The sequence below is a fragment of the Achromobacter mucicolens genome, from assembly GCF_902859725.1.
Lineage (GTDB): Bacteria > Pseudomonadota > Gammaproteobacteria > Burkholderiales > Burkholderiaceae_B > Achromobacter > Achromobacter mucicolens.
Genome location: NZ_CADIJP010000015.1, coordinates 118,590 through 138,750, shown reverse-complemented (window position 1 = coordinate 138,750; position 20,161 = coordinate 118,590). Strand labels below are relative to the sequence as shown.

Below are 20,161 nucleotides of genomic sequence, written 5' to 3'. Positions count from 1 at the left end.
TGAGGGAAAGTATTTAGGGATGCTGGATGGGGAGGGAAATGGGGACGGCTGGAGGGGGGATGCAGCGGCGGGGGATGGGGCGACGGGGATGGGGACTTGAGCTGGGATTGACGTTGGCTCTGGTTTGGCGGTGGGTCGAAGTTCGCGGGTTGGCGTTCTGCTCCCGCCCCTCGGCGCGGTCGGCAGGGGCACGATCGCCCACGATTGCGGTCCGGAGCCTTCGCTCCGGACTTCCCCCTCGTCATCTTCGTCCGCCTTCGGCTCCCTTCAGATTCCCTCGGGCGCATCGACGGCGCTCGCGCCCCTGCCGCCCGCACCGAGGAGCTGCGCTGTGCCGGGTTGGGGCGCTGCTAGAGCTGTGGTCAGGGGCGAGTCTTGCGGGGCCCGCCGAGTCGCGGCCGCGCGGGCGGCCACGATCGGCATACGCGGTGTGAGGCGTCGAGGCGGTGGTCGCTTGCGCGCCGGCGGCGATGGGGGTGCTAAGGCTCCAGCATCACGGGGGGGAGGCGGTGATGGGCGGCGCGGGGCGACGGGCTGCTACAGCTTGACGGTCGGCACGCGCGCCGCCCATCGGAGACTTGAGTTCACTTGGTGATTAGTGACGGACCGCTTGGTGGTGTGTGAGACCCGAGTCCGTCTTACGAATTCGCCGGAATCTGCCAACTGCTCAGAACGAGCGCCTTCGCCAGGATGGGTGTCTGACACCCAAGAAGCACCCTTCAAGCTTGTAGCCCATCTATGTGGGTGTCAGACACCTGGTGAGACGCGCACACCTATGCGCGAAGCGTCATCATCCAAACGCACGACACTGTGTAAGTCTCCGGAGGCCGCCCGCGCGGCCGAACGGAGACGGGCAACGCAAGATGTTTCTAGCCCGAAAGTCTCTGCGCAAAAATGCCAAGCACACCGACCGCCCCAACGACCATCAGATTTCAATTGCCAGAGTCCGGTGCGGTGGCGGCCCGGGGTGCGCGGGGCGTCGATAAGCCCGAGGGAATCTGAAGGGAGCCGAAGGCGGACGAAGATGACGAAGGGGAAGTCCGGAGCGAAGGCTCCGGACCGCAATCGTGGCCCCGCGCACCCCGGGACGGCACCGTGCCGGACGTCTTAAGAACCGAACCCGCGAAACCAAGAGACCAAGCTAGCCTCCAGCCCCAGATCAACTGCAGGTAACCATCCGATCACCCCCGAGCCCGCAACCACTCCTCAAGATCCCCCGCAGGCAACGGCGGTGAAAACAGAAACCCCTGCCCCGCCGCACACCCCTGCTCGATCAGGAAGCGCCGCTGCTCCTCGTTCTCGACACCCTCAGCCACCACCGGCAGGCTCAGGCTTTCCCCGATCCGGATCACCGCGCTGGTCAGCGCCCGCGCTGCGTCGTCGCTCTCCAGTCCCTGAACGAAACTGCGGTCCAGCTTCAGTTCGTCGACGATCAGCCGGCGCAAGTGGCCCAAGCTGGAATACCCCGTCCCGAAGTCGTCCATCGAAAGCCGCACGCCCAGGCGATGCAGTTCGGCAATCGTACGCAGCGTGCCTGCCGTCGCATCCAGCACCACGCCTTCCGTGATCTCCAGCATCAGATCCGCCGGCGCCAGCCCGAATTCCGCCAGCGTCGCCGCGATCATGCGCGGCAGGTTCAGGTTGTGGAAATTGGTTGCCGACAGGTTCACCGACACCGACGGCACGCGCAGGCCGTTGTGGCGCCAGATCGACAGTTGTGAGCAGGCTTCTCGGAGCGCCCAGTCGCCCAGGTCACCGATCAGCCCGCACTCCTCGGCCAGCGGCACAAAGCGTGCCGGAGAGATATCGCCCAGCGTCGGGTGACGCCAGCGGGCCAGCGCCTCCACCCCGTACAGGCTGCCGTTCTTCAAGCCCACCTGCGGCTGGTAATGCAAGCGCAATGCCTTGGCTTCCAGCGCGTCTCGCAACGCCGCTTCCAGCGCCAGCCTTTCCTGCGCCTGGCGGTTCATTTCCGCGCTGAAGAATGAAATGCGGTTGCGGCCCGCCGTCTTGGCCTGGTACATCGCCATGTCCGCATGGCGCAGCAGCGTATCCATGTCGCGGCCGTTTTCCGGGAACACGCTGATGCCGATGCTCACCGACGGGTTCAGCGTAATACCGCCCACCGAGAACGGCTGCGCCAGCGCCACCAGGATGTGTTCCGCGGCGGCGGTCAGGCGACCGTGTTCGAACTCCGGCATCAGCATCACGAACTCGTCGCCCGACAGGCGGCCCACGATGTCCGTCGCGCGCGCCAGGCGGCGCAGGCGCTGCGCCACATCGCGCAGCAGCGCATCGCCGATCGGGTGGCCCAGCGTGTCGTTCACCTGCTTGAAGCGGTCCAGGTCCAGGAACAGCACCGCCACCCGTTTGCGTTCCGGCTCGGCGCGCGCGATCGCCTGTTCGGCCTGGGCCAGCAGCAGATTGCGGTTCGGCAGGCCCGTCAGCTCATCGTAGAACGCCAGCTGGCGGATGCGCGCGCGGGCTTCCTCGCGTTCCAGGGCCAGCGCGCACAGGTACACGCACACGTCCACCAGACGGTGATGGAAATCGTCCGGCAGGCGGCGTTCGCGGAAATAGAAGCCGAACGTGCCGATCACCCGGCCGTCGCTCGACTTGATCGGCGACGACCAGCAGGCCTTGTATTCCTCGGGCAGCGGCAGATGGCGGTAATCGTCCCACAGCGGGTCCGTGGCAATGTCCGGCACGATGACCGGCCGGCCCAGAAATGCCGCCGTGCCGCAGGCGCCCACCTGCGGACCGATCGGCACGCCTTCCAGCGCGTCCGAATAGCCCTGCGGCAGGCTCGGCGCGGCCAGCGGGCGCAGCAGGCCCGCATCGTCCACCCGCACCACCGAGGCCGCCACTTCCGGCGCCAGGCGCTCGACCTCGCGGCACACCATGTTCATGACCTCGACCACCGAGGCCTCATTCACCATCGCCTGCAGCACCCGGCGCTGCAGCACCTCGTGCACCTTCGTCGGCGTGATGTCCGTCAGCACGTCCACGATGTTGACCAGCGTCCCACGCTCGTCGAACACCGAATTGGCCATCACCGACACCCACAACGGCTTGCCGCCCCGGTCGTAGACCAGCACGTCCTTGTGATAGCCCTCGCGGCAGGCGATGCGGCGATGCAGCTCCTCGCGCGTGCCGCCGTCGGCACGGCCGCCTGAAAGCAGTTCGCCCAGGTCCTGGTTGACCGCGTCGCCGCGCGAAAAGCCCAGCATGCGCTGAAAGCCGTCGTTCACGTAGACGATGCGCCCATCACAGCCCGACACCGCCACCGCATTGCCGGTCTCGTTGATGCCCAGCATCAGGAGGCGGATTTCCTCCTGGCGTTCGGCGTCCGCGATCGACTTGCGCGAGATGACCGCCACGCGGCCGACTTCGCCCGCTTCATTCAGCTGCGGCAGGTAGGTCGCTTCGATCCACAGCGACGCGCCTGCCTTGGTGCGGTAGCGGCAGGTGCCCGAAAAATGCTGGCCGCGGCGCAGCCGGGCCCACACCTGCTCGCCGCTACCGGTACCCTTGCCTTCGTCCATGCTGTCGCACAGCACGTCGTGGCGCAGCGTCAGGGCCTCTTCGCGCGTGTAACCCACCGCGGCCAGGAAATTGGGATTGCCGTTCAACAAGGAGCCGCTGGCGTCGAAATCGAACAGCAGCAAAGCGCGGTCCATCGACGTCAGATAAGTGCCCACATGCCAAGCGGCGCCTTGGGGGTTCGTCTCCGAACCGCCAAGATGAGAATCAAGCATAAGGGGCTCCAACCCGGATAACAGCTGTTCCGGTTTCATTCAGCGCCTCGGAAAACCAAGGGCGACGCGATCGCGTCCGTCCTGCTTGGCCAGATACAACGCCTGATCCGCCCGGCTGAGCGTCTCTGAGAACGTTTCGCCCAACTGGTGATGCGCCATGCCGATACTGACCGTCAGCCGCAGGACTTCGTCCCCGGCCGCCATCGCCATCGCCCGCACGTCGCCCACCAGGCGGTCCATGACCGCCTGCGCCGCTTCCGGCTGCGTCTGCGGCAGCAGCACGAGGAATTCTTCCCCGCCCCAGCGGCCGCAGAGATCGTATTCGCGCAGGCTTTCAACCAGCACGCCGGCCAGCTCGACCAGGGCCCGGTCGCCCGTTTCGTGGCCGAAACGGTCGTTCACGGCCTTGAAGTGATCCACGTCCAGCATCGCCACGACGAAGCTGTCGCCCGTGCGCGCGGCGCGCTGGACTTCCTGCTTGATCGTCTCCATTAGCGCGCGGCGGTTCAAGAGGCCGGTCAGGGGATCGCGGCTGGACGTTTCCTCGAGCGCGCGGTTCAGGTCGCGCATCATGTTCTGGTAGTGATCCGAGATCCGCGCAATGCGGGTCAACCGGCGCAACTGCCGATCGAACTGGTCGCACAGGCCCAGTTCACGTTCGTGCGCCATGCTTTGGTAGGCGTCCGAAAGCTGGGTCACGCGCTGGATGCGCGTCATCTGTTCCTCGGTGTGCCGCCAAAGCGCTTCTAGCGCGTCGCGCAGCGGATGGCCGGCATGGGCCGGATCCGCCAGCAGTGCGGCGATGCGCTTATCCAGTTCGGCGGCGCCCGGCTTCATTGGCGGCCGACCACCGAGAATGGGAACGTGCAGTCTTCCTTGAACTCTTCGGCCAGTTCGCCCACGCGCTCGTTGCGCATGTCGTAAAACCAGGTCACGCCGACCTCGCGGCCCTTGCGGTGCGCGGCCTCGAGCACATCGAAGATGTCCATCACGGACTTGATGCTGCTGGTGTTCAGGTACAGCAGTTCCAGCTCAAGCTTGAGCGGCGCGTCGCGATCCTGCAGGTACGTCTCGACCCATTCAATGACCGGGCCGAACAGTTCGAAGGAATTCTCGGGATAGGAGTCGCCGCGCATCGCCAGCACGCCGGCGGCAGCGTCGGCGGCGATGGCGGGCGTGGACTGGGTCCCGGGAATGTTCAGGTCTTTCATCAAATACTCCGAAAATAATCCTTTGAACGCGCGTTCTCAGACCACCACGCTCAGGCTGAAGAAGGCCTTGCCCGGCTGTGCGGCGGGGGTCAGGCTGGCTTCCAGCGGAGCGCCGGCGCGGCGCGCGATGTCGATGAGGCCCAGGCCCGCGCCCGACGCCACGCCCTGCGTGCGCGGCTTGTGCAGCTGTGCCTTGTATTCGGCCTTCAGGGCCGCCTTGTCCAGCGCGGCCAGTTCCTGGATGCGGGCGACCAGGCTGTGGCCGTCCTCTGCGTTGACCAGATTGCCCGCCGACACCACGTAGCGGCTTTCGTCGCGGCGGCCGATGACCACCGTGGCCGAGGCGTCCGCGTCGCCGTTCTGCGCGGCGTATTGGCGGATGTTCTGGATCATTTCGATGTAGACCGAGAACACATCCATCGCTTCGGCGGGGCGGACGTGCTCGGCGTTCAGGTAGTTCTTCAGCGCATTGCCGATTTCCTCGATCAGGCTGCGCGAGATCGGCCCGTTAAAGCACAGCAGCGTGCGGTTCTGGTCGAAGCGCGCGCCCAACGCGTATAGATCGGAGGCATTCATGAGGGTACCGCCTTGATAACGATTATTCGAAACGGAAAGACAGCAAGGTAATGTCGTCGCGCTGGGGCCGGCCACCTTGGTATTCGGCAAGCGCCTGGCTGAAAGCCGCCGCCTGTTCGGTTAACGGCCGGCGGGCGTGCGTCTTGAGCATTTCCGCGAACCGCGTGTTGCCAAAGCCGAAACCATGCTCGCCGCCCGCCTGGTCAAGGAACCCGTCGGTAGCCAGGTAGTACGTCCAGCCCGGCTCCATCTGCAGCACGATGTTCTCGTAAACCCCCATACGCTTGTCACCCAGTGCGCGCCGGGCGCCGGGCACTTCGCGCAGGGTTTCACCGTCGCTTGCGTACAGGCTGATCTTGGCGCCTGCGTACAGCAACCTGCCGGATTGCCGGTCAATATATACCAGCCCCGCATCGGTGTTGGTGGCCAGGGCCCGCGGTAATTGCGCGTCGGCCAGCATCGCCCGGATGGCGTTGTCGGTGCGCGTCAGAATGCCGGCGGGATCGCCCGGGCCGACCTCGGTGATCGCCAAATCGATGGCGGCGCGCGCCAGCATCGTCATCAGCGCGCCGGGCACGCCGTGGCCCGCGCAGTCCATGATGCCCAGCAGGCAGTTGGCGCCGTCCGAGCGGAACACGTAGAAATCGCCGCCGACCACGTCGCGCGGCTTCCACAGCACGAAATGGTGGGCGCCCAGCGACTGGGTCAGCTGGCGGTCCGGCAGGATCGCGCGCTGGATCAGGCTTGCGTAGTCGATCGAGTCGCCGATCTTCTTGTGCGCCGCGGCCATGGCCCGGTTGGCGTCTTCCAGTTCCGAGGTGCGTTCTCGCACCTTGGTTTCCAGTTCGGCCGTGTGCTTGCGCACCTTGTCGGCCATCACGCCGAAGGCCCGGCTCAGGTCGCCGATCTCGTCCTGGCCGCCCGGCGGCAGGCGCACGTCGTAGCTGCCGTCGGCGATTGCCCGGGCGGACTGCTGCAGGCGGCGCAAGGGGCGCAGCATCAGGCGTTCGATGGCATAGCCAAAGCACAGCAGCATCGCCGCAAACAGCACCACCAGGCCGATCGCGGCCGGCCACAGCCAGCCCGTGTCCAGGACGCGGGCCGCGCCCAGGTCGACCACGGTCAGCACGTGCCAGTGCAGCTCGGGCATGTACGCCACCGACACCAGCTGGCGCACGCCGTCCATCTTGACCCAGGCCGATTGCACGGACTGCGGGTCCGCCTGGGCCGCGTGCATGGCGGACAGCAGCTCGGCGCGGCCCTGGCCCTCGTCCAGCAGGCTGAAGACCATGCCTTCGCCGTTGGCCCCGCCCGCGCCCGAGTTGTAGGCGATCAGCGCGGGGTTCATGTGTGCCTGGATCGCGCCTTCCTCGTCCACGATGATGGGCGTGACGCCCGGCTGGCCGCTGTTCACGAATTCCTTCAGGAACCCGCCCACGTCCAGCCCGGCGCCCGTCAGGCCCATGACCTTCTCGCCGTCGCGGATCTGAACGTTGATCCAGACCTTGGTCGTCTGCAGCTTCAGGTCCGGATTGACGTTGATGTTGTAGCGGGCGGAAGACTTGATCGTGGCGTAGAACCAGCCGTCGTCGGCCGCGCTGGGGCTGAGCGTGTAGCGCGGCGTCTCGGACAGCGGCTTGTCGTCGTTGAAGTAGTAATTGCCCGAGGCGGCGCTGGCGATGAAATAGGCGCCGCCCAGCAGGTCTCGACGGTAGCCATCGGCCTCGCGGAAGAACAACTCGCGCGCGGCGGGATCGTTTTCATTGCGAAGCCAGCGGCGCGTGACCTCGCTGTCGGCCAGGCGCTGCGACAGCGCGAGTTCGCGCGACACCGGGGCCAGGATCCGTTGGCGGTTCAGCTGCGTGAAGTTGTCGGCAAAGGCGCGGCCGAAGTGCTCGCGCACGCCGTCCAGCACCTGCCAGCCGATCAGCGCCGCCGGCGCCAAGGCGACCAGACACGCCAACAGCAGCGCCATTAGTGATTTCCTGCGCAATCCCCATTTCGCCATGCGAAGTCTTCCTGACAGCCTGATGCGATGTCACGCGCGAAAACGGGGATGCAGGTCGGGTGCTTAGGCCGTACGAGGCGCCCTGCCATGCTGATGCCCCGCCTTTTGAGCCATGAGCCTGAACGCCGGCGCCCCATGCGGGCGAACCGGCGCGGCTAGTGTAGATGGCGGTGGGGTTTATTGATACAGGTGCAAACGTCTGGATGCGTTCGAGACACCCTAAGTTTCACGCGAGCAATATATATCTTGATTTATTGCGTTTTATATCAGCGGCTGTTACCACTCGCCGTCCCGATTTGCAGCTTTATTGCGACAGGCCGGCTACACGCCGAGATAGCGTTCCCATAGGCCTCGGTCCGAATCCAGGGCTTGGGAATCGCCCGTCCAGACCACTTTGCCGCGTTCCAAGATGACATGCCGGTCGGCAAGACTAAGTAACCTTTCGACATATTTGTCGATCACCAGAATGGTCTGCCCGGCTTGCCGCAGGCGCGCCAGACAGTTCCAGATTTCCTCGCGGATCTTTGGCGCCAGCCCTTCGGTGGCCTCGTCCAGGATAAGGAGCCGCGGATTGGTGACCAGCGCTCGGCCGATGGCCAGCATCTGCTGCTCGCCGCCCGACAGCTGGTTGCCCATGTTGCGGGCGCGCTCGGCCAGCCGGGGAAACAGTTCGAACACGCGATCGGGCGTCCAGGGCTCGCCGATGTCCGGGTTGCGCCCCGCGACGAATGCCGTCAGATGCTCGCGCACGGTCAGGTTGGGAAAACACTGGCGGCCTTCCGGGACAATTGCCACCCCGGCCCGCGCGATGCGATCCGGGCTCCAGCCGCTGATGTCCTGCCCCGCGAAATGGATCTTGCCGCCGCGCAGCGGCAGCTGCCCGAACAGGGTTCGCAGCAGCGTGGTCTTGCCCATGCCGTTGCGGCCCAGCAGGGTCACGACCTGACCCGCGCCGATTTCCAGGTCCACGCCGAACAGCACCTGGCTGGCGCCGTATCCGCTCTTTACCGATTCGATGGCCAGCATCACACGGTCTCCTCGTCGCCCAGGTAGGCCTGACGCACTTCCGGGTTGGCGCGGATCTCGTCCGGCGTGCCCGAGGCGATGACCCGGCCGTACACCAGCACGGACAGGCGGTCGGCAAGACGGAAGACCGCCTGCATGTCATGTTCAACCAGCAGCATCGCGGCGCGTCCCCGCATGGATTCGATCAGTTCGGTCAGCCGGACGGTCTCGTCCGGCCCCATGCCCGCCATGGGCTCGTCCAGCAGCAGCACCTTGGGCCGGGCGGCCAGCGCCAGCGCAAACTCCACCTTGCGCTGTTCGCCGTGCGGCAGCGTGCCCGCGGCGCGGCCAAGCAGGCTGGCGTCGATGGCGCATTCGCGCGCCAGTTCCCGCGCCTGTTCATACAGCGCCGACTCCGCGGCGCGCGGCTTCCAGAAGCGGAAGCTGCTGCCGGCGTGGGCCTGCACGGCGAGCACCAGGTTATCCAGCACGCTGGACTGCTTGAAGATGTTGGTGATCTGGTAGGACCGCGACAGCCCCGCCGCCACGCGCTGGTGCGCGTTCATCGCGGTGACGTCGCGGCCGTCCACCTCCAGCGTGCCGGCATCGGCGGACAGCGTGCCCGACAGCAGGTGGATCAGCGTGGACTTGCCGGCGCCGTTGGGGCCGATCAGGGCGTGGATCTCGCCCGGCTCCAGCGACAGCGACACGTTGTCGGTGGCCACCAGGGCGCCAAAGCGGCGGATCAGTCCGCGCGCCTGCAGCGCGTGCGTGCCAGCGGCGCGGGTCGTGGGATTCATCGGAGTGTTCATGAGCCCACCTTGCCGGATTGCGGGGCAGCGCGCCCGCTGAACAGCGGCCCGAACAGGCCGACCAGGCCGCGCGGCGCGCCAAACACCACGCAGAGCAGCAGCACGCCCAGCGGGAGGTGCCAGTATTCGGTCCACAGGCGCAGCACTTCTTCCAGCGTCAGCATCACGACCGCGCCGGCCACGCCGCCGTAGCGCAGGCCGATGCCGCCCACCAGGACCATGATCAGCAGGTTCGCCGACTGGGTCCAGTGCATGAGGCTGGGCGAAATGAACAGGTTGTGGTTGGCCAGCAGCGCGCCCGCCAGCCCGGCGGCCGCGCCGCTCAGCGTGAAGGCCACGAGCTTGATGCGGTAGACGGGGTAACCCATGGATTCCATGCGCGATTCGTTTTCGCGGATGCCCTGCAGCGCCATGCCGAAGCGCGAGGCGACCACGCGGCCGAAGGCCCACATCAGCAGCGCGAACAGCACCAGCACCAGGTAGTAGAAGCTGACGTCGTGGGCGAGGTCGATGCCCGGCAGGGTGGAATAGCCCGGCAGGTTCAACCCGTCTTCACCGCCGTACTGGCGCAGCGAGATGAAGATGTAGAACAGCATCTGCGCGAACGCGAGCGTGATCATGATGAAGTACACGCCGCGCGTGCGCAGCGAGATCGCGCCCGTGATGCAGGCCAGCACGCCCGCCAGCAGCATCGCCACCGGCCAGGACACCAGCGCGGACGTGACGCCCGACATGGCCAGGATACCGACCGCGTAGGCGCCCGCGCCGAAGAACGCGGCGTGGCCCAGCGCCACCATGCCGCCGTACCCCAGGATGAGGTTCAGGCTGGTCGCCGCCAACGCGTAGATCAGCACGCGCCGCACGAAGGAAATGTAGAAGTCCAGGCCCAGCATGGGCGCCACCAGCGGAAACACCGCCAGCGCAGCCAGCAGGACCACGGTCCAGATCTTGGTTTTCATGGTCAGCCCCGCGCCGGAAAGAGGCCAGAGGGCCGGAACACCAGCACTGCCGCCATCAATACATAAATGGCGATGGCCGCGAGCGTCGGACCGACGCTGGAGGCCACGGCCGGAGAAAACACCTGGCGCAGCAGCATCGGCAGGAATGCCCGGCCGGCGGTGTCGACCATTCCGACCAGCAGCGCGCCCACGAAGGCGCCCCGGATCGAGCCGATGCCGCCGATGACGATGCACACCAGCACCAGGATAAGGATCTCTTCGCCCATGCCCACCTGCACCGAGGTGATCGGGCCCAGCAGCGCGCCCGCTACCGCGGCCAGCATGGCGCCCAGCACGAACACGCCCAGGAACAGCAGCGGCACGCGCACGCCCATCAGGGTGGCCATCTGGCGGTTGGAAGCGCCGGCCCGGACCAGCACGCCGGCGCGGGTCCGCGTCACAAACCAGTACAGCCCGGCAGCCGCCGCCACGCCGAAGACGATGATCATCAGGCGGTAGGCGGGATACATCAGGTCGGGCAAGAGGCGCACGGGACCGGACAGCATCGCGGGCATGTTCAGCATGACCGGCGCCGGGCCCCAGATCATCTTGACCAGGTCATTGGCGATGAGGATGACGGCGTAGGTGCCCAGCACCTGCGCAAGGTGGTCGCGCAGCGCCAGGCGGCGGATGAGCGACAGTTCCAGCACGATGCCGACGATGCCGGTGGCGACCGCCGCCACGAGGACCGCGGCGGTGAACGAGCCGGTGCGTTGCATGGTTTCGGCGGCGACATAGGCGCCAGCCATGTAGAGCGAGCCGTGAGCCAGATTCATGATGTCCATGATCCCGAACACCAGGGTCAGCCCGGCCGCAATCAGAAACAACATCAACCCAAACTGCAGACCGTTCAGCAATTGCTCGACGATCAGCGTAAACGTCATGAAAACTTCCCCCTTGCCGCGCGCCGCCGAAGGCAAGCGCCGACACAATCACCAAAACCAACTGAGAACGCGTCAGCGGCGCATCAGCGACGCATCACCCCCGCGCACGCCTCCGCCCCCAAGCAGGGTCGCGCGGATCCGGCTTTGCCGGTCCGCTGCGACGCCCCCTGGGGGGAAGCGCGCAGCGCTTCGGGGGGGGCTCTCCTACATTTTGCAGTCGCCAACGTAGACGTCCTGGTACTTGTCGAACACCTTGCCCACCAGCTTGTTGGTGATGCGGCCGCTGCCGTCCTTGTCGACGACGCGCAGGTAGTACGCCTGGATCGGGTAGTGGTTCTTGCCGTAGGTGAAGCTGCCGCGCACCGAGGGGTAGTCGGCCTTTTCCAGCGCCTTCACGATGGCTTCCCGGTCGGTGGCCTTGCCGCCGGACTGCTTGACGGCGGCGTCCATGGCCATGATGACGTCATACGCCTGGGCGGCGTAGACCGAGGGATAGCGGCCGTTGTATTCCTTGCGGAAGGCGTCGACGAATGCCTTGTTCTGCGGCACGTCCAGGTCATGCGCCCATTGCGCCGTGTTGTACATGCCCAGCATGGGGTCGCCCACCGCCTGGATCACGTCCTCGTCGGCCGAAAAGCCCGGGCCGATCAGCTTGACGTTCTGCGACAGGCCAGCCGAGACGAACTGCTTGACGAAGTTGATGCCCATGCCGCCCGGCAGGAAGATGTAGACGGCGTCCGGCTTGGCGGCGCGAATCTGCGCGATCTCGGCGGCGTAGTCGATCTGGCCGAGCTTGGTGTAGACCTCGTCGCCCGGGGCGGTCTTGTAGCCGCGCTTGAAACCGGTCAGCGCATCCTTGCCGGCCGGGTAGTCCGGGGCCATGATGAACATCTTCTTGAAGCCGCGGTCGGCCGCGACCTTGCCGGCCGCTTCGTGGAACGCGTCGTTCTGGTACGACGTGCCGAACCAGTAGTTGTTGCACTGCGCGCCGGCGAACTGGCTGGGGCCGGGGTTGTTGGACAGGTAGGGGATCTTGGCGGCAAACAGCGCGGGGCCGACGGCCAGCGCCACGTTCGAGCCGATGGGACCGGTGAAGAAGTCGACCTTTTCGCGCTGGATGTAGCGCGTGACGAGCTGGCGGGCCTGGTCCGGATTGCCGCCCATGTCGGTTTGCAGGAATTCCGCGGGCTGTCCGCCCAACTTGCCGCCCAGTTGCTTGATGGCCAGATTGAAGCCGTCGCGGGCCTCGGCGCCCAGCGCCGAGAACGGGCCCGAGATGTCGTTGGCGATGCCGACCTTGACGGTGTCGGCGTAGGCCATGGCGGGGACCAGGGCGGCGGCAGCCAGGAAGGAAGTGATCAAACGCATGGTGGTGTGCTCCGTGCGCGAGCCCGCGCAGAGGGTGTTCTTTTTGAAGGTGCGATGCGAAAGACTTCTGTGCCCGGCCCGCCGGCGCGATGGTCGCCGCCGTCAGGCCGTGCCGGCAGGAGGTATGCCTGCCACGCCGCAATCCCCTCAAGCAGCACAGGGAAAACTGGCGTGGTTCATAGTTTAGGTTTAAAGTATTCGGCAAAACAAGTCTAGGGTTTTTACCACCTGCCGCCATGGACACCCTCTACCGCAACTACGATCGCGCTCAGCTGGACGTCCAGTACAACGCTCGCGCGACAGTACCCGACATCCAGCCGATACTCAAGAAATACGCCGAGGACAGCGCCACTGCCCGGCGCACGCTGGATTGCGCGCTGGACGTGCCTTTTGGCGACCATCCCGACGAATTGCTGGACATATTTCCAGCCGCCGGCGCCGCGCCCGGCAAACCCGGCGCGCCCGTCTTCGTGTTCATCCACGGCGGCTACTGGCGCCTGTTGTCCAAGAACGAGTCCAGCAACATGGCGCCGGCGTTCACCCAGGCGGGCGCGGTGGTGGTGGCCGTGAACTATTCGCTGGCCCCGGCCGTCACGCTGGACCGCATCGTCGACCAGAACCGGCGCGCGCTGGCCTGGATCCATCGCCATATCGCCGAGTACGGCGGCGATCCGGCGCGCATCCACATTTGCGGCAGTTCCGCGGGCGGCCACCTGGTCGGCGCCCTGCTGGCCAGCGGCTGGCACGCCAGTTACGACGTGCCGCCCAGCGTGGTCCGGGGCGCCGCGCCCCTGTCGGGCCTGTTCGACCTGCGCCCGCTGGTGCACACGCACATCAACGAATGGATGCGCATGAGCGAGGCCGACGCCATCCGCAACAGCCCCGCATTGCAGCTGCCGCAGGCGGGCTGCCCGCTGCTGGTCAGCTACGGCGAATCCGAAACCGACGAATTCAAGCGCCAGAGCAATGATTATCTGGCCGCCTGGCGCGAACGCGGGTTTCCGGGCAGGTATGTCCCGATGCCGGGCACCAATCACTTTGATATCGTCCTGACGCTCAACGATCCGAACAGCCCGCTGACCCAAGCCATCTTCGAACAGATGGGTCTGGCGCCCTCATCACCACCGCATTCCCGGTAATCTTCCGAGCCATGACCGACACTCCCGACCTGGAATCCCGCGCCGCGCCCGACGATCATCACGCGCTGCGCCTGTGGCTGCGCATGCTGACCTGCGCCAATCTCATCGAAGGAGAGATCCGCAGCCGCCTGCGCAACGAATTCGACACCACCCTGCCCCGCTTCGACCTGATGGCGCAATTGCAGCGCGCGCCCAAGGGCATGAAGATGGGCGAACTCTCGCGTCACATGATGGTGACCAACGGCAATATCACGGGCATCACCGACCAGCTCGAAAAGGAAGGCCTGGTGGTGCGGACCAAGGTTGAATCCGACCGCCGCAGCTCGCTCATCAAGCTGACCCCGCAGGGCAAGAAGAGCTTCTCGCGCATGGCGCGGGCCCACGAAAACTGGGTCAAATCCATGTTCGCCGACCTGCCCGAATCCAGCCGCAACGCGTTGTTCCAGGCGCTGGGCGAACTGAAGCTGCAGGTGGTGGCCACCCGCTCGGCGGCCAACCGCGATTAAGCGTCCTTGCGCGCCGGATCCGGGGGCCGGATTGGCGCATAATTGCCGCCATGATTCCGGTATCTCTTCCTGGCGGTAATTTCTACGTGTTGATGGCGGCCTCGCTGGCCTGCCTGTCCACGTTGCTGACCTGGCTCGCCGTCCTGGCCACCTCGCGCGGCGCCCGCGAATGGCTGGCCGTCCACCGGCGCGCCGGCACCGTGCTCATGACCTTGCTGGGGGTCGTCGGCGCCATCTTTCCGTACCAGCAGTTCAGCCAGTGGTTCGTGGCCCAGCGCGATGCGCAGGCCGACAACGCGCGCAAGACTGTGCTGGCCCAGCCCACGCAGCTGGCCGGGGTGCAGATGCCCGCCGGCACCACGCTGCGCCTGGCCACGCCGGGCGACCTGGCCTCGTTCGACCGCGCCACCTTTCCCGAAGCCCATCCCGCCGAGATCCAGGGCGTGGCGGCGACCCAGCTGTTCCGCTACCCCGCGACCAGCAAGCAACCCGAAACGCTCTCCGCCGAAATCGCACGCGATCAGGCGCTGGAGGGCTGGCTGTGCGCCCACGGCCACCGCATCGAGTTCGTCGTGCATGGCGGGCATCCGCAGTTCTCGAGCTGCCACCTGGCCATCGGCAACACGCTGAACCAGCAGCCCGTGCCCGCCGGCGCCTGGCTCAAGGTCGAGCCCGCCCTGCGCGGCACGCCGCTGGACAAGAGCGGGTCCGGCCCGCGCTGGCTGCTGCGCACCGAGGGCAGCGATTCCCTGACCGTGGCCAACATTCCCTTGCTGAAGGTGGACCTGCAACTGGACGCGCAGCGCCGGATGCTGGGCTTCGAGGGCCTGGCGGCGCGCGACACCGTGCTGGGCGACATGACCTATCCGCCAGGCACGCGCGTGCTGGCCGCCAACCCGCGCCTGCAGGGCGCGCAGCCGGGCGACCTGCTGTTCTCGCCCTCGCGCGGGCGCTCGGCGCGCCGGGCCGGCGGCGAAGACGTCCCCGCGGGCAAGTCGGTACTGCAGGCGCCCGACGGCACCGTGCGCAGCGTGCTGAGCAACCGCGAAGCCGGCGTGCTGGACGTGGCCGCCATGCGCATCGGTCCCTGACGCGAACGGCCGCCCCTCGGGTTGCCGAGGGGGCCGGACACCGCCCCCGGATCCGGTGGGATAATACGAAGCTTTCCCGCACGCCGCCGTGCCTGGCGGCGGTTCCGTCCCGCTCACTCCAAGAGACGAAGTCATGGCCGTTAATCTGCAGATCCCCTCCGAGTCCGAAATTTTCCCTGTTGCCGGCGTAGAAATCGGCGTCACCGAGGCTGGCATCCGCAAGGCCAACCGGCGCGACCTGACGGTGTTCCGTCTGGCCGAAGGCACCAGCGTGGCGGGCGTCTTCACCCGCAACCGCTTTTGCGCCGCCCCGGTGCAGGTCTGCCAGGCCCACCTGGCCGCCGGCGGCCCGATCAGCGCCCTGGTCATCAATACGGGCAACGCCAACGCCGGCACCGGCGAAGAAGGCCTGAAAAAAGCCAAGGACACCTGCGACGCGCTGGGCAAGCTGCTGGGCGTGCCCGCCTCGCAGATCCTGCCGTTCTCCACCGGCGTCATCCTGGAACCTCTGCCCCTGGACCGCCTGGTCGCCGGGCTGCCCGCCGCCATCGCCGACCTGGCCGCCGACCACTGGTCCAGCGCCGCCCACGGCATCATGACCACGGACACCCTGCCCAAGATTTCGTCCGCCAAGGTGCAGATCGACGGCAAGACGGTCACCTTCACCGGCATCAGCAAGGGCGCCGGCATGATCCGTCCCAACATGGCCACCATGCTCAGCTTCCTGGCCACCGACGCCGGCATCGCCCAGCCGCTCCTGCGCAAGCTGGCCGTGGAAATCGCCGACGCCTCGTTCAACCGCATCACGGTCGACGGCGACACCTCCACCAATGACTCCTTCATCATCGCCGCCACCGGCAAGTCGGGCGTCAACGTCGATAGCGAGTCCGACGCCGCCTACGCCGCCGTGCGCGAGGCCCTGACCGCCGCCGCCCTTGATCTGGCCACCAAGATCGTGCGCGACGCCGAAGGCGCCACCAAGTTCATGACGATCCGCGTGGAAGAAGCCGGCACCACCGAGGAAGCCCTGAAGGTCGCCTACGCCGTGGCGCATTCGCCGCTGGTCAAGACCGCGTTCTTCGCGTCGGACCCCAACCTGGGCCGCATCCTGGCCGCCGTCGGCTACGCCGGCATCGATGACCTGGATGTCTCCAACATCCGCCTGTGGCTGGACGACGTGCTGGTTGCCAAGAACGGCGGCCGCAATCCCGACTACCAGGAAGCCGACGGCCAACGCGTCATGAAGCAGGCCGAAATCTCGGTGCGCATCGCGTTGGGCCGCGGCCAGGTCAGCGACACCGTCTACACCTGCGACTTCTCGCACGAGTACGTGTCGATCAACGCCGACTACCGCTCCTGATCGACCATGACGGCAAACGAGTTCACCACCCTGATCCAGCGCGCCGAACGCGTGCTGGCGCAACTGGAGGCCTTCCTGCCCCCGGCCCCGCCCGAGATCGACTGGTCGGCCCACGCGTTCCGCTGGCGCAAGCGCGGCGCGCGCGGCTGGCTGGACGCCGTGCGCCACGTGGCGCGCATAGACATGCAGGACCTTCAGCACATCGAGCGCCAGAAGGCCACCATCGACCGCAACACGCTGCAGTTCCTTGAAAAGAAGCCCGCCAACAACGTGCTCATGACCGGCGCGCGCGGCACCGGCAAGAGCTCGCTGGTCAAGGCCATGCTGGCCGCCTACGGCGACCGCGGCCTGCGGCTGATCGAAGTCGACAAGTCCGACCTCGGCGACCTGGCCGATATCGTCGAACTGGTGGCGGCGCGTCCCGAACGCTTCATCGTGTTCTGCGACGACCTGTCCTTCGAGGAAGGCGAAGCCGGCTACAAGGCGCTGAAATCGGTGCTGGACGGCTCGGTGTCGGCCTCGGGCGACAACGTGCTGATCTACGCCACGTCCAACCGGCGCCACCTGATGCCGGAATACATGAGCGAGAACCTGCAGGCCAAGCACCAGCCCGACGGCGAAATCCACCCCGGCGAAACCGTCGAGGAAAAGATTTCGCTGTCCGAGCGCTTCGGGCTGTGGCTGTCGTTCTACCCGTTCAAGCAGGACGACTACCTGGACATCGTGTATCACTGGCTGCGCGAACTGGGCTGCCCGGAGGCGCACATCGAACCGTCGCGCACCGAGGCCCTGCAATGGACCATCGAGCGCGGCTCGCGTTCGGGCCGCGTGGCCTATCAGTTCGCGCGCGACTGGGCGGCCCGCCATGTCTGAAAAGATCGTCGACGTCGCCGCCGGCCTGATCCTGCGTCCGGACGGCAAGCTGCTTCTGGGCCAGCGCCCCGAGGGCAAGCCGTGGTCGGGCTGGTGGGAACTGCCCGGCGGCAAGCTCGAACCCGGCGAGACCGTGCTGCAGGCGCTGGCGCGCGAACTGCAAGAAGAAATCGGCATCCGTGTCACGCAGTCGCGCCCGTGGGTCACCTATGTGCACGCCTATCCACACACCACAGTGCGCCTGGCGTTCTGCCACGTCACCGGCTGGGAAGGCGAACCGCAAAGCCTTGAAAACCAACGCCTGGAATGGGTGGATCCGGCCAACGCGGCCGCGGTGGGAGACCTGCTGCCCGCCACCCTGCCGCCGCTGCGCTGGCTGCAGCTGCCCACCACCTATGGCATCAGCGGCATCGGCTCGCGCGCGGGCATAGCGCCGTTCCTCGGCCGGCTGGACGCGGCGCTGGCGCGCGGCGTGAAGCTGGTGCAATTCCGCGAACCGCAGTGGCCCGACGGCGTGGGCGCCAGTTCGCTGCACGAGGTGCTGCAACAGGTGGTCAAGCGTTGCCGCGCAGCCGGTGCGCGCGTGCTGGTCAACAGCATCCATCCCGTTGCCTGGTGGAAGGAAGCCGACGGCGTGCACCTGCGCACGGCCGATGCGCTGCGCCTGACCGCTCGTCCGGAATTGCCTCGCAACGCGCTGGTCGGCGTGTCCGCGCATGACAACGCGCAGGTGGTCCACGCCCGCGAACTGGGCGCGGACTTTGCCGTGCTGGGTCCCGTGCTGGACACGCCCAGCCATCCCGGCGCGCAGACGCTGGGCTGGGAAGGGTTCGTGCAAGGCAACCGCGACGCGGGCATTCCGGTGTTTGCGTTGGGCGGACAATCCACCCAGACGGTCTCGCATGCCTTGCGGCACGGCGCGCACGGCATCGCCGGCATTCGCGGCATTCTCTGACCGCGCATTGACCGCTCGCGCCTGCGGCGCCACGCGCGCAACCCAAACGGCCCATGCCTTTCGCATGGGCCGTTTTGCATTCCGCCCGGGCGGGAAAGCGCGCATAGACCAAACGTGCGCGCCGTTGCACGCTACATCCCGAGGCCGGGCCGCAGCACGCGGCCCGGCAGGCAATCGGCATTACATCGAGGAACGCATGTCTGAAATCGCATTTGCCACGATGAGCGATCTGGCGGACGGCCTGGCGAAGGGCCGCTACAGTGCCGTGGAAGTGACGCGCCACTTCCTGGACCGGATCGACCGGGCCGACCCGACGCTGGGCGCATTCGTTAGCGTGGATAGCGCCGGCGCGCTGCGGCTTGCCGAGGCATCCGATGCGCGCAGGCGCGCCGGCTATGGGATGCTCAGCGCCCTGGACGGCATCCCCGTGGCCGTCAAGGACCTGTGCGACATCCAGGGGCAGATCACCACGGCGGGCTCCGAGGCCTGGCGCGAACGGCGCAGCGGCGTCACCGCCACCGCGGTGGCACGGCTGCTGAACGCGGGCATGGTGCTGCTGGGCAAGACGCACATGGTCGAATTTGCCTTTGGCGGCTGGGGCACCAATCCGGTGATGGGAACGCCCCGCAATCCTTGGGATCTGAATCGCGCACGGGTGCCCGGCGGCTCGTCCAGCGGGTCCGGGGTCGCTGTCGCGGCCGGGCTGGCGCCCGCGGCGCTGGGGTCGGACACGGGCGGCTCGGTCCGGATTCCGGCGGCGCTGAACGGCATCACCGGCCTGAAGACCACGCGCGGTCTGATCAGCCTGCACGGCGCGGTGGCGCTGTCGCCCACGCTGGACACATTGGGCCCGCTGACTCGCGACGCCCGCGACGCAATGCTGCTGACCGCGCTGATGGCTGGGTCCGATACCCATGACCCCCTGACGTTCGGCATTCCCGCCTTCGAATACCGCGAGCCCTACTCCGGCCCGCAACCGCTGCGCGGCAAGCGGATCGCGTTGATGCCGGTTGCACAGCACCCCATTGCCGTGGAAGCCGATGCGCTGTCAGCCCTGGACGACGCGCGCCGCGTGCTGGCCGCGCTGGGCGCCGACGTGCAGGAAACGCCCCTGCCCTTCGATTTTCACGAGATGATGCAGCGCAACGGCCAGATCATCGCCGCGGAAGCCTACGCGCTGCACCGCGGCCACATCGAGGACACGGCGCAGCCCATCGGCCAGCACGTGCGCGCCCGCGTCCTGTCGGGCAAGGGGATCTCGGCGGCGGACTACATCGGCGCGTTGCAGGCGCATGCGCAGGCGCGCCGCGATTGGCTGGACTGGATGCAGGAGTTCGATGCGGTGCTGACGCCTTGCGTCCCGTTCGGCGCGCGGCAGCTGGCCGACGTCGATGAAACGGCCACGCCGCTTGCGTCGTTTACCCGCGCCGGCAACTACGTCAACGCCGCAGGACTGGCGCTGCCCGCGGGCTTTACCAGCGATGGCCTGCCGCTGGGCGTGCAGTTGCTGGGCAAGCCGAACGCGGAGGCCGTGCTGTGCCGGATTGGCATCGCGTTCCAGGCGGTCACCGACTGGCATCGCCAGCGGCCGAATCTGAAGGCCGTGGGTTTATAGGG

Annotated in this window: 17 protein-coding genes; 7 read left to right on the top strand and 10 right to left on the bottom strand. The window is 67.0% G+C overall.

Annotated features, from left to right (window positions below; genetic code table 11):
- Positions 1–1,181: 1,181 nt before the first annotated feature.
- The 10 genes from HV786_RS19450 to HV786_RS19405 form a co-directional block, all read right to left on the bottom strand.
- Positions 1,182–3,758 carry a sensor domain-containing protein gene (locus HV786_RS19450; protein ID WP_252870388.1) on the bottom strand — a complete coding sequence of 859 codons (2,577 nt, stop codon included), beginning with the start codon at positions 3,756–3,758 and terminating at the stop codon, positions 1,182–1,184.
- Positions 3,759–3,797: 39 nt separating this feature from the next.
- The gene (siaD, locus tag HV786_RS19445) at positions 3,798–4,595 is read right to left on the bottom strand and encodes a biofilm regulation diguanylate cyclase SiaD (RefSeq protein WP_128829859.1); all 798 of its coding nucleotides are present in this window, start codon (positions 4,593–4,595) and stop codon (positions 3,798–3,800) included.
- Positions 4,592–4,969, bottom strand: coding sequence for a biofilm regulation phosphoprotein SiaC (gene siaC / locus HV786_RS19440; RefSeq protein WP_128829858.1), 378 nt, complete (start codon positions 4,967–4,969; stop codon positions 4,592–4,594). The genes siaD and siaC overlap by 4 nt, the downstream gene beginning before the upstream one ends.
- Before the next feature lie 36 nt (positions 4,970–5,005).
- Positions 5,006–5,545 (bottom strand): biofilm regulation protein kinase SiaB, encoded by a 540-nt coding sequence (gene siaB, locus HV786_RS19435; protein ID WP_056327466.1) that lies wholly within the window; start codon positions 5,543–5,545, stop codon positions 5,006–5,008.
- A gap of 22 nt (positions 5,546–5,567) precedes the next feature.
- Positions 5,568–7,553 (bottom strand): biofilm regulation protein phosphatase SiaA, encoded by a 1,986-nt coding sequence (gene siaA / locus HV786_RS19430; protein ID WP_217284730.1) that lies wholly within the window; start codon positions 7,551–7,553, stop codon positions 5,568–5,570.
- Positions 7,554–7,874: 321 nt separating this feature from the next.
- Positions 7,875–8,579, bottom strand: coding sequence for an ABC transporter ATP-binding protein (locus HV786_RS19425; protein ID WP_062840220.1), 705 nt, complete (start codon positions 8,577–8,579; stop codon positions 7,875–7,877).
- Positions 8,579–9,370, bottom strand: a complete 792-nt coding sequence (locus HV786_RS19420) for an ABC transporter ATP-binding protein (protein ID WP_175211602.1) — start codon at positions 9,368–9,370, stop codon at positions 8,579–8,581. Before HV786_RS19420 ends, HV786_RS19425 begins: the two co-directional genes overlap by 1 nt.
- Positions 9,367–10,329, bottom strand: coding sequence for a branched-chain amino acid ABC transporter permease (locus HV786_RS19415; RefSeq protein ID WP_056327473.1), 963 nt, complete (start codon positions 10,327–10,329; stop codon positions 9,367–9,369). The genes HV786_RS19420 and HV786_RS19415 overlap by 4 nt, the downstream gene beginning before the upstream one ends.
- Positions 10,330–10,331: 2 nt before the next feature.
- Complete coding sequence (locus HV786_RS19410) at positions 10,332–11,252, bottom strand: branched-chain amino acid ABC transporter permease (protein WP_063953921.1); 921 nt, start codon at positions 11,250–11,252, stop codon at positions 10,332–10,334.
- 204 nt (positions 11,253–11,456) lie between these two features.
- Positions 11,457–12,620, bottom strand: coding sequence for an ABC transporter substrate-binding protein (locus HV786_RS19405; RefSeq protein WP_062840222.1), 1,164 nt, complete (start codon positions 12,618–12,620; stop codon positions 11,457–11,459).
- A gap of 236 nt (positions 12,621–12,856) precedes the next feature.
- On the opposite strand from HV786_RS19405, the gene HV786_RS19400 reads away from it, so the two are divergent.
- The 7 genes from HV786_RS19400 (at position 12,857) to HV786_RS19370 (ending at position 20,159) form a co-directional block, all read left to right on the top strand.
- A complete protein-coding gene (locus tag HV786_RS19400; RefSeq protein WP_128829854.1) occupies positions 12,857–13,759 on the top strand; it encodes an alpha/beta hydrolase in 903 nt (300 codons plus the stop codon).
- Between the two features lie 11 nt (positions 13,760–13,770).
- On the top strand, positions 13,771–14,265 hold the full coding sequence (locus HV786_RS19395) for a MarR family winged helix-turn-helix transcriptional regulator (protein WP_056327479.1): 495 nt from the start codon (positions 13,771–13,773) through the stop codon (positions 14,263–14,265).
- 50 nt (positions 14,266–14,315) lie between these two features.
- Complete coding sequence (locus HV786_RS19390; protein WP_175211600.1) at positions 14,316–15,356, top strand: hypothetical protein; 1,041 nt, start codon at positions 14,316–14,318, stop codon at positions 15,354–15,356.
- 133 nt (positions 15,357–15,489) lie between these two features.
- Positions 15,490–16,716, top strand: coding sequence for a bifunctional glutamate N-acetyltransferase/amino-acid acetyltransferase ArgJ (argJ, locus tag HV786_RS19385; RefSeq protein ID WP_128829852.1), 1,227 nt, complete (start codon positions 15,490–15,492; stop codon positions 16,714–16,716).
- Positions 16,717–16,722: 6 nt separating this feature from the next.
- Positions 16,723–17,589, top strand: a complete 867-nt coding sequence (locus HV786_RS19380; protein ID WP_128829851.1) for an ATP-binding protein — start codon at positions 16,723–16,725, stop codon at positions 17,587–17,589.
- A complete protein-coding gene (locus HV786_RS19375) occupies positions 17,582–18,544 on the top strand; it encodes a Nudix family hydrolase (protein WP_175211598.1) in 963 nt (320 codons plus the stop codon). The genes HV786_RS19380 and HV786_RS19375 overlap by 8 nt, the downstream gene beginning before the upstream one ends.
- A 196-nt stretch (positions 18,545–18,740) precedes the next feature.
- Entirely contained in the window at positions 18,741–20,159 is a 1,419-nt protein-coding gene (locus tag HV786_RS19370) for an amidase (RefSeq protein ID WP_175211596.1), read from the top strand.
- Positions 20,160–20,161 lie beyond the last annotated feature (2 nt).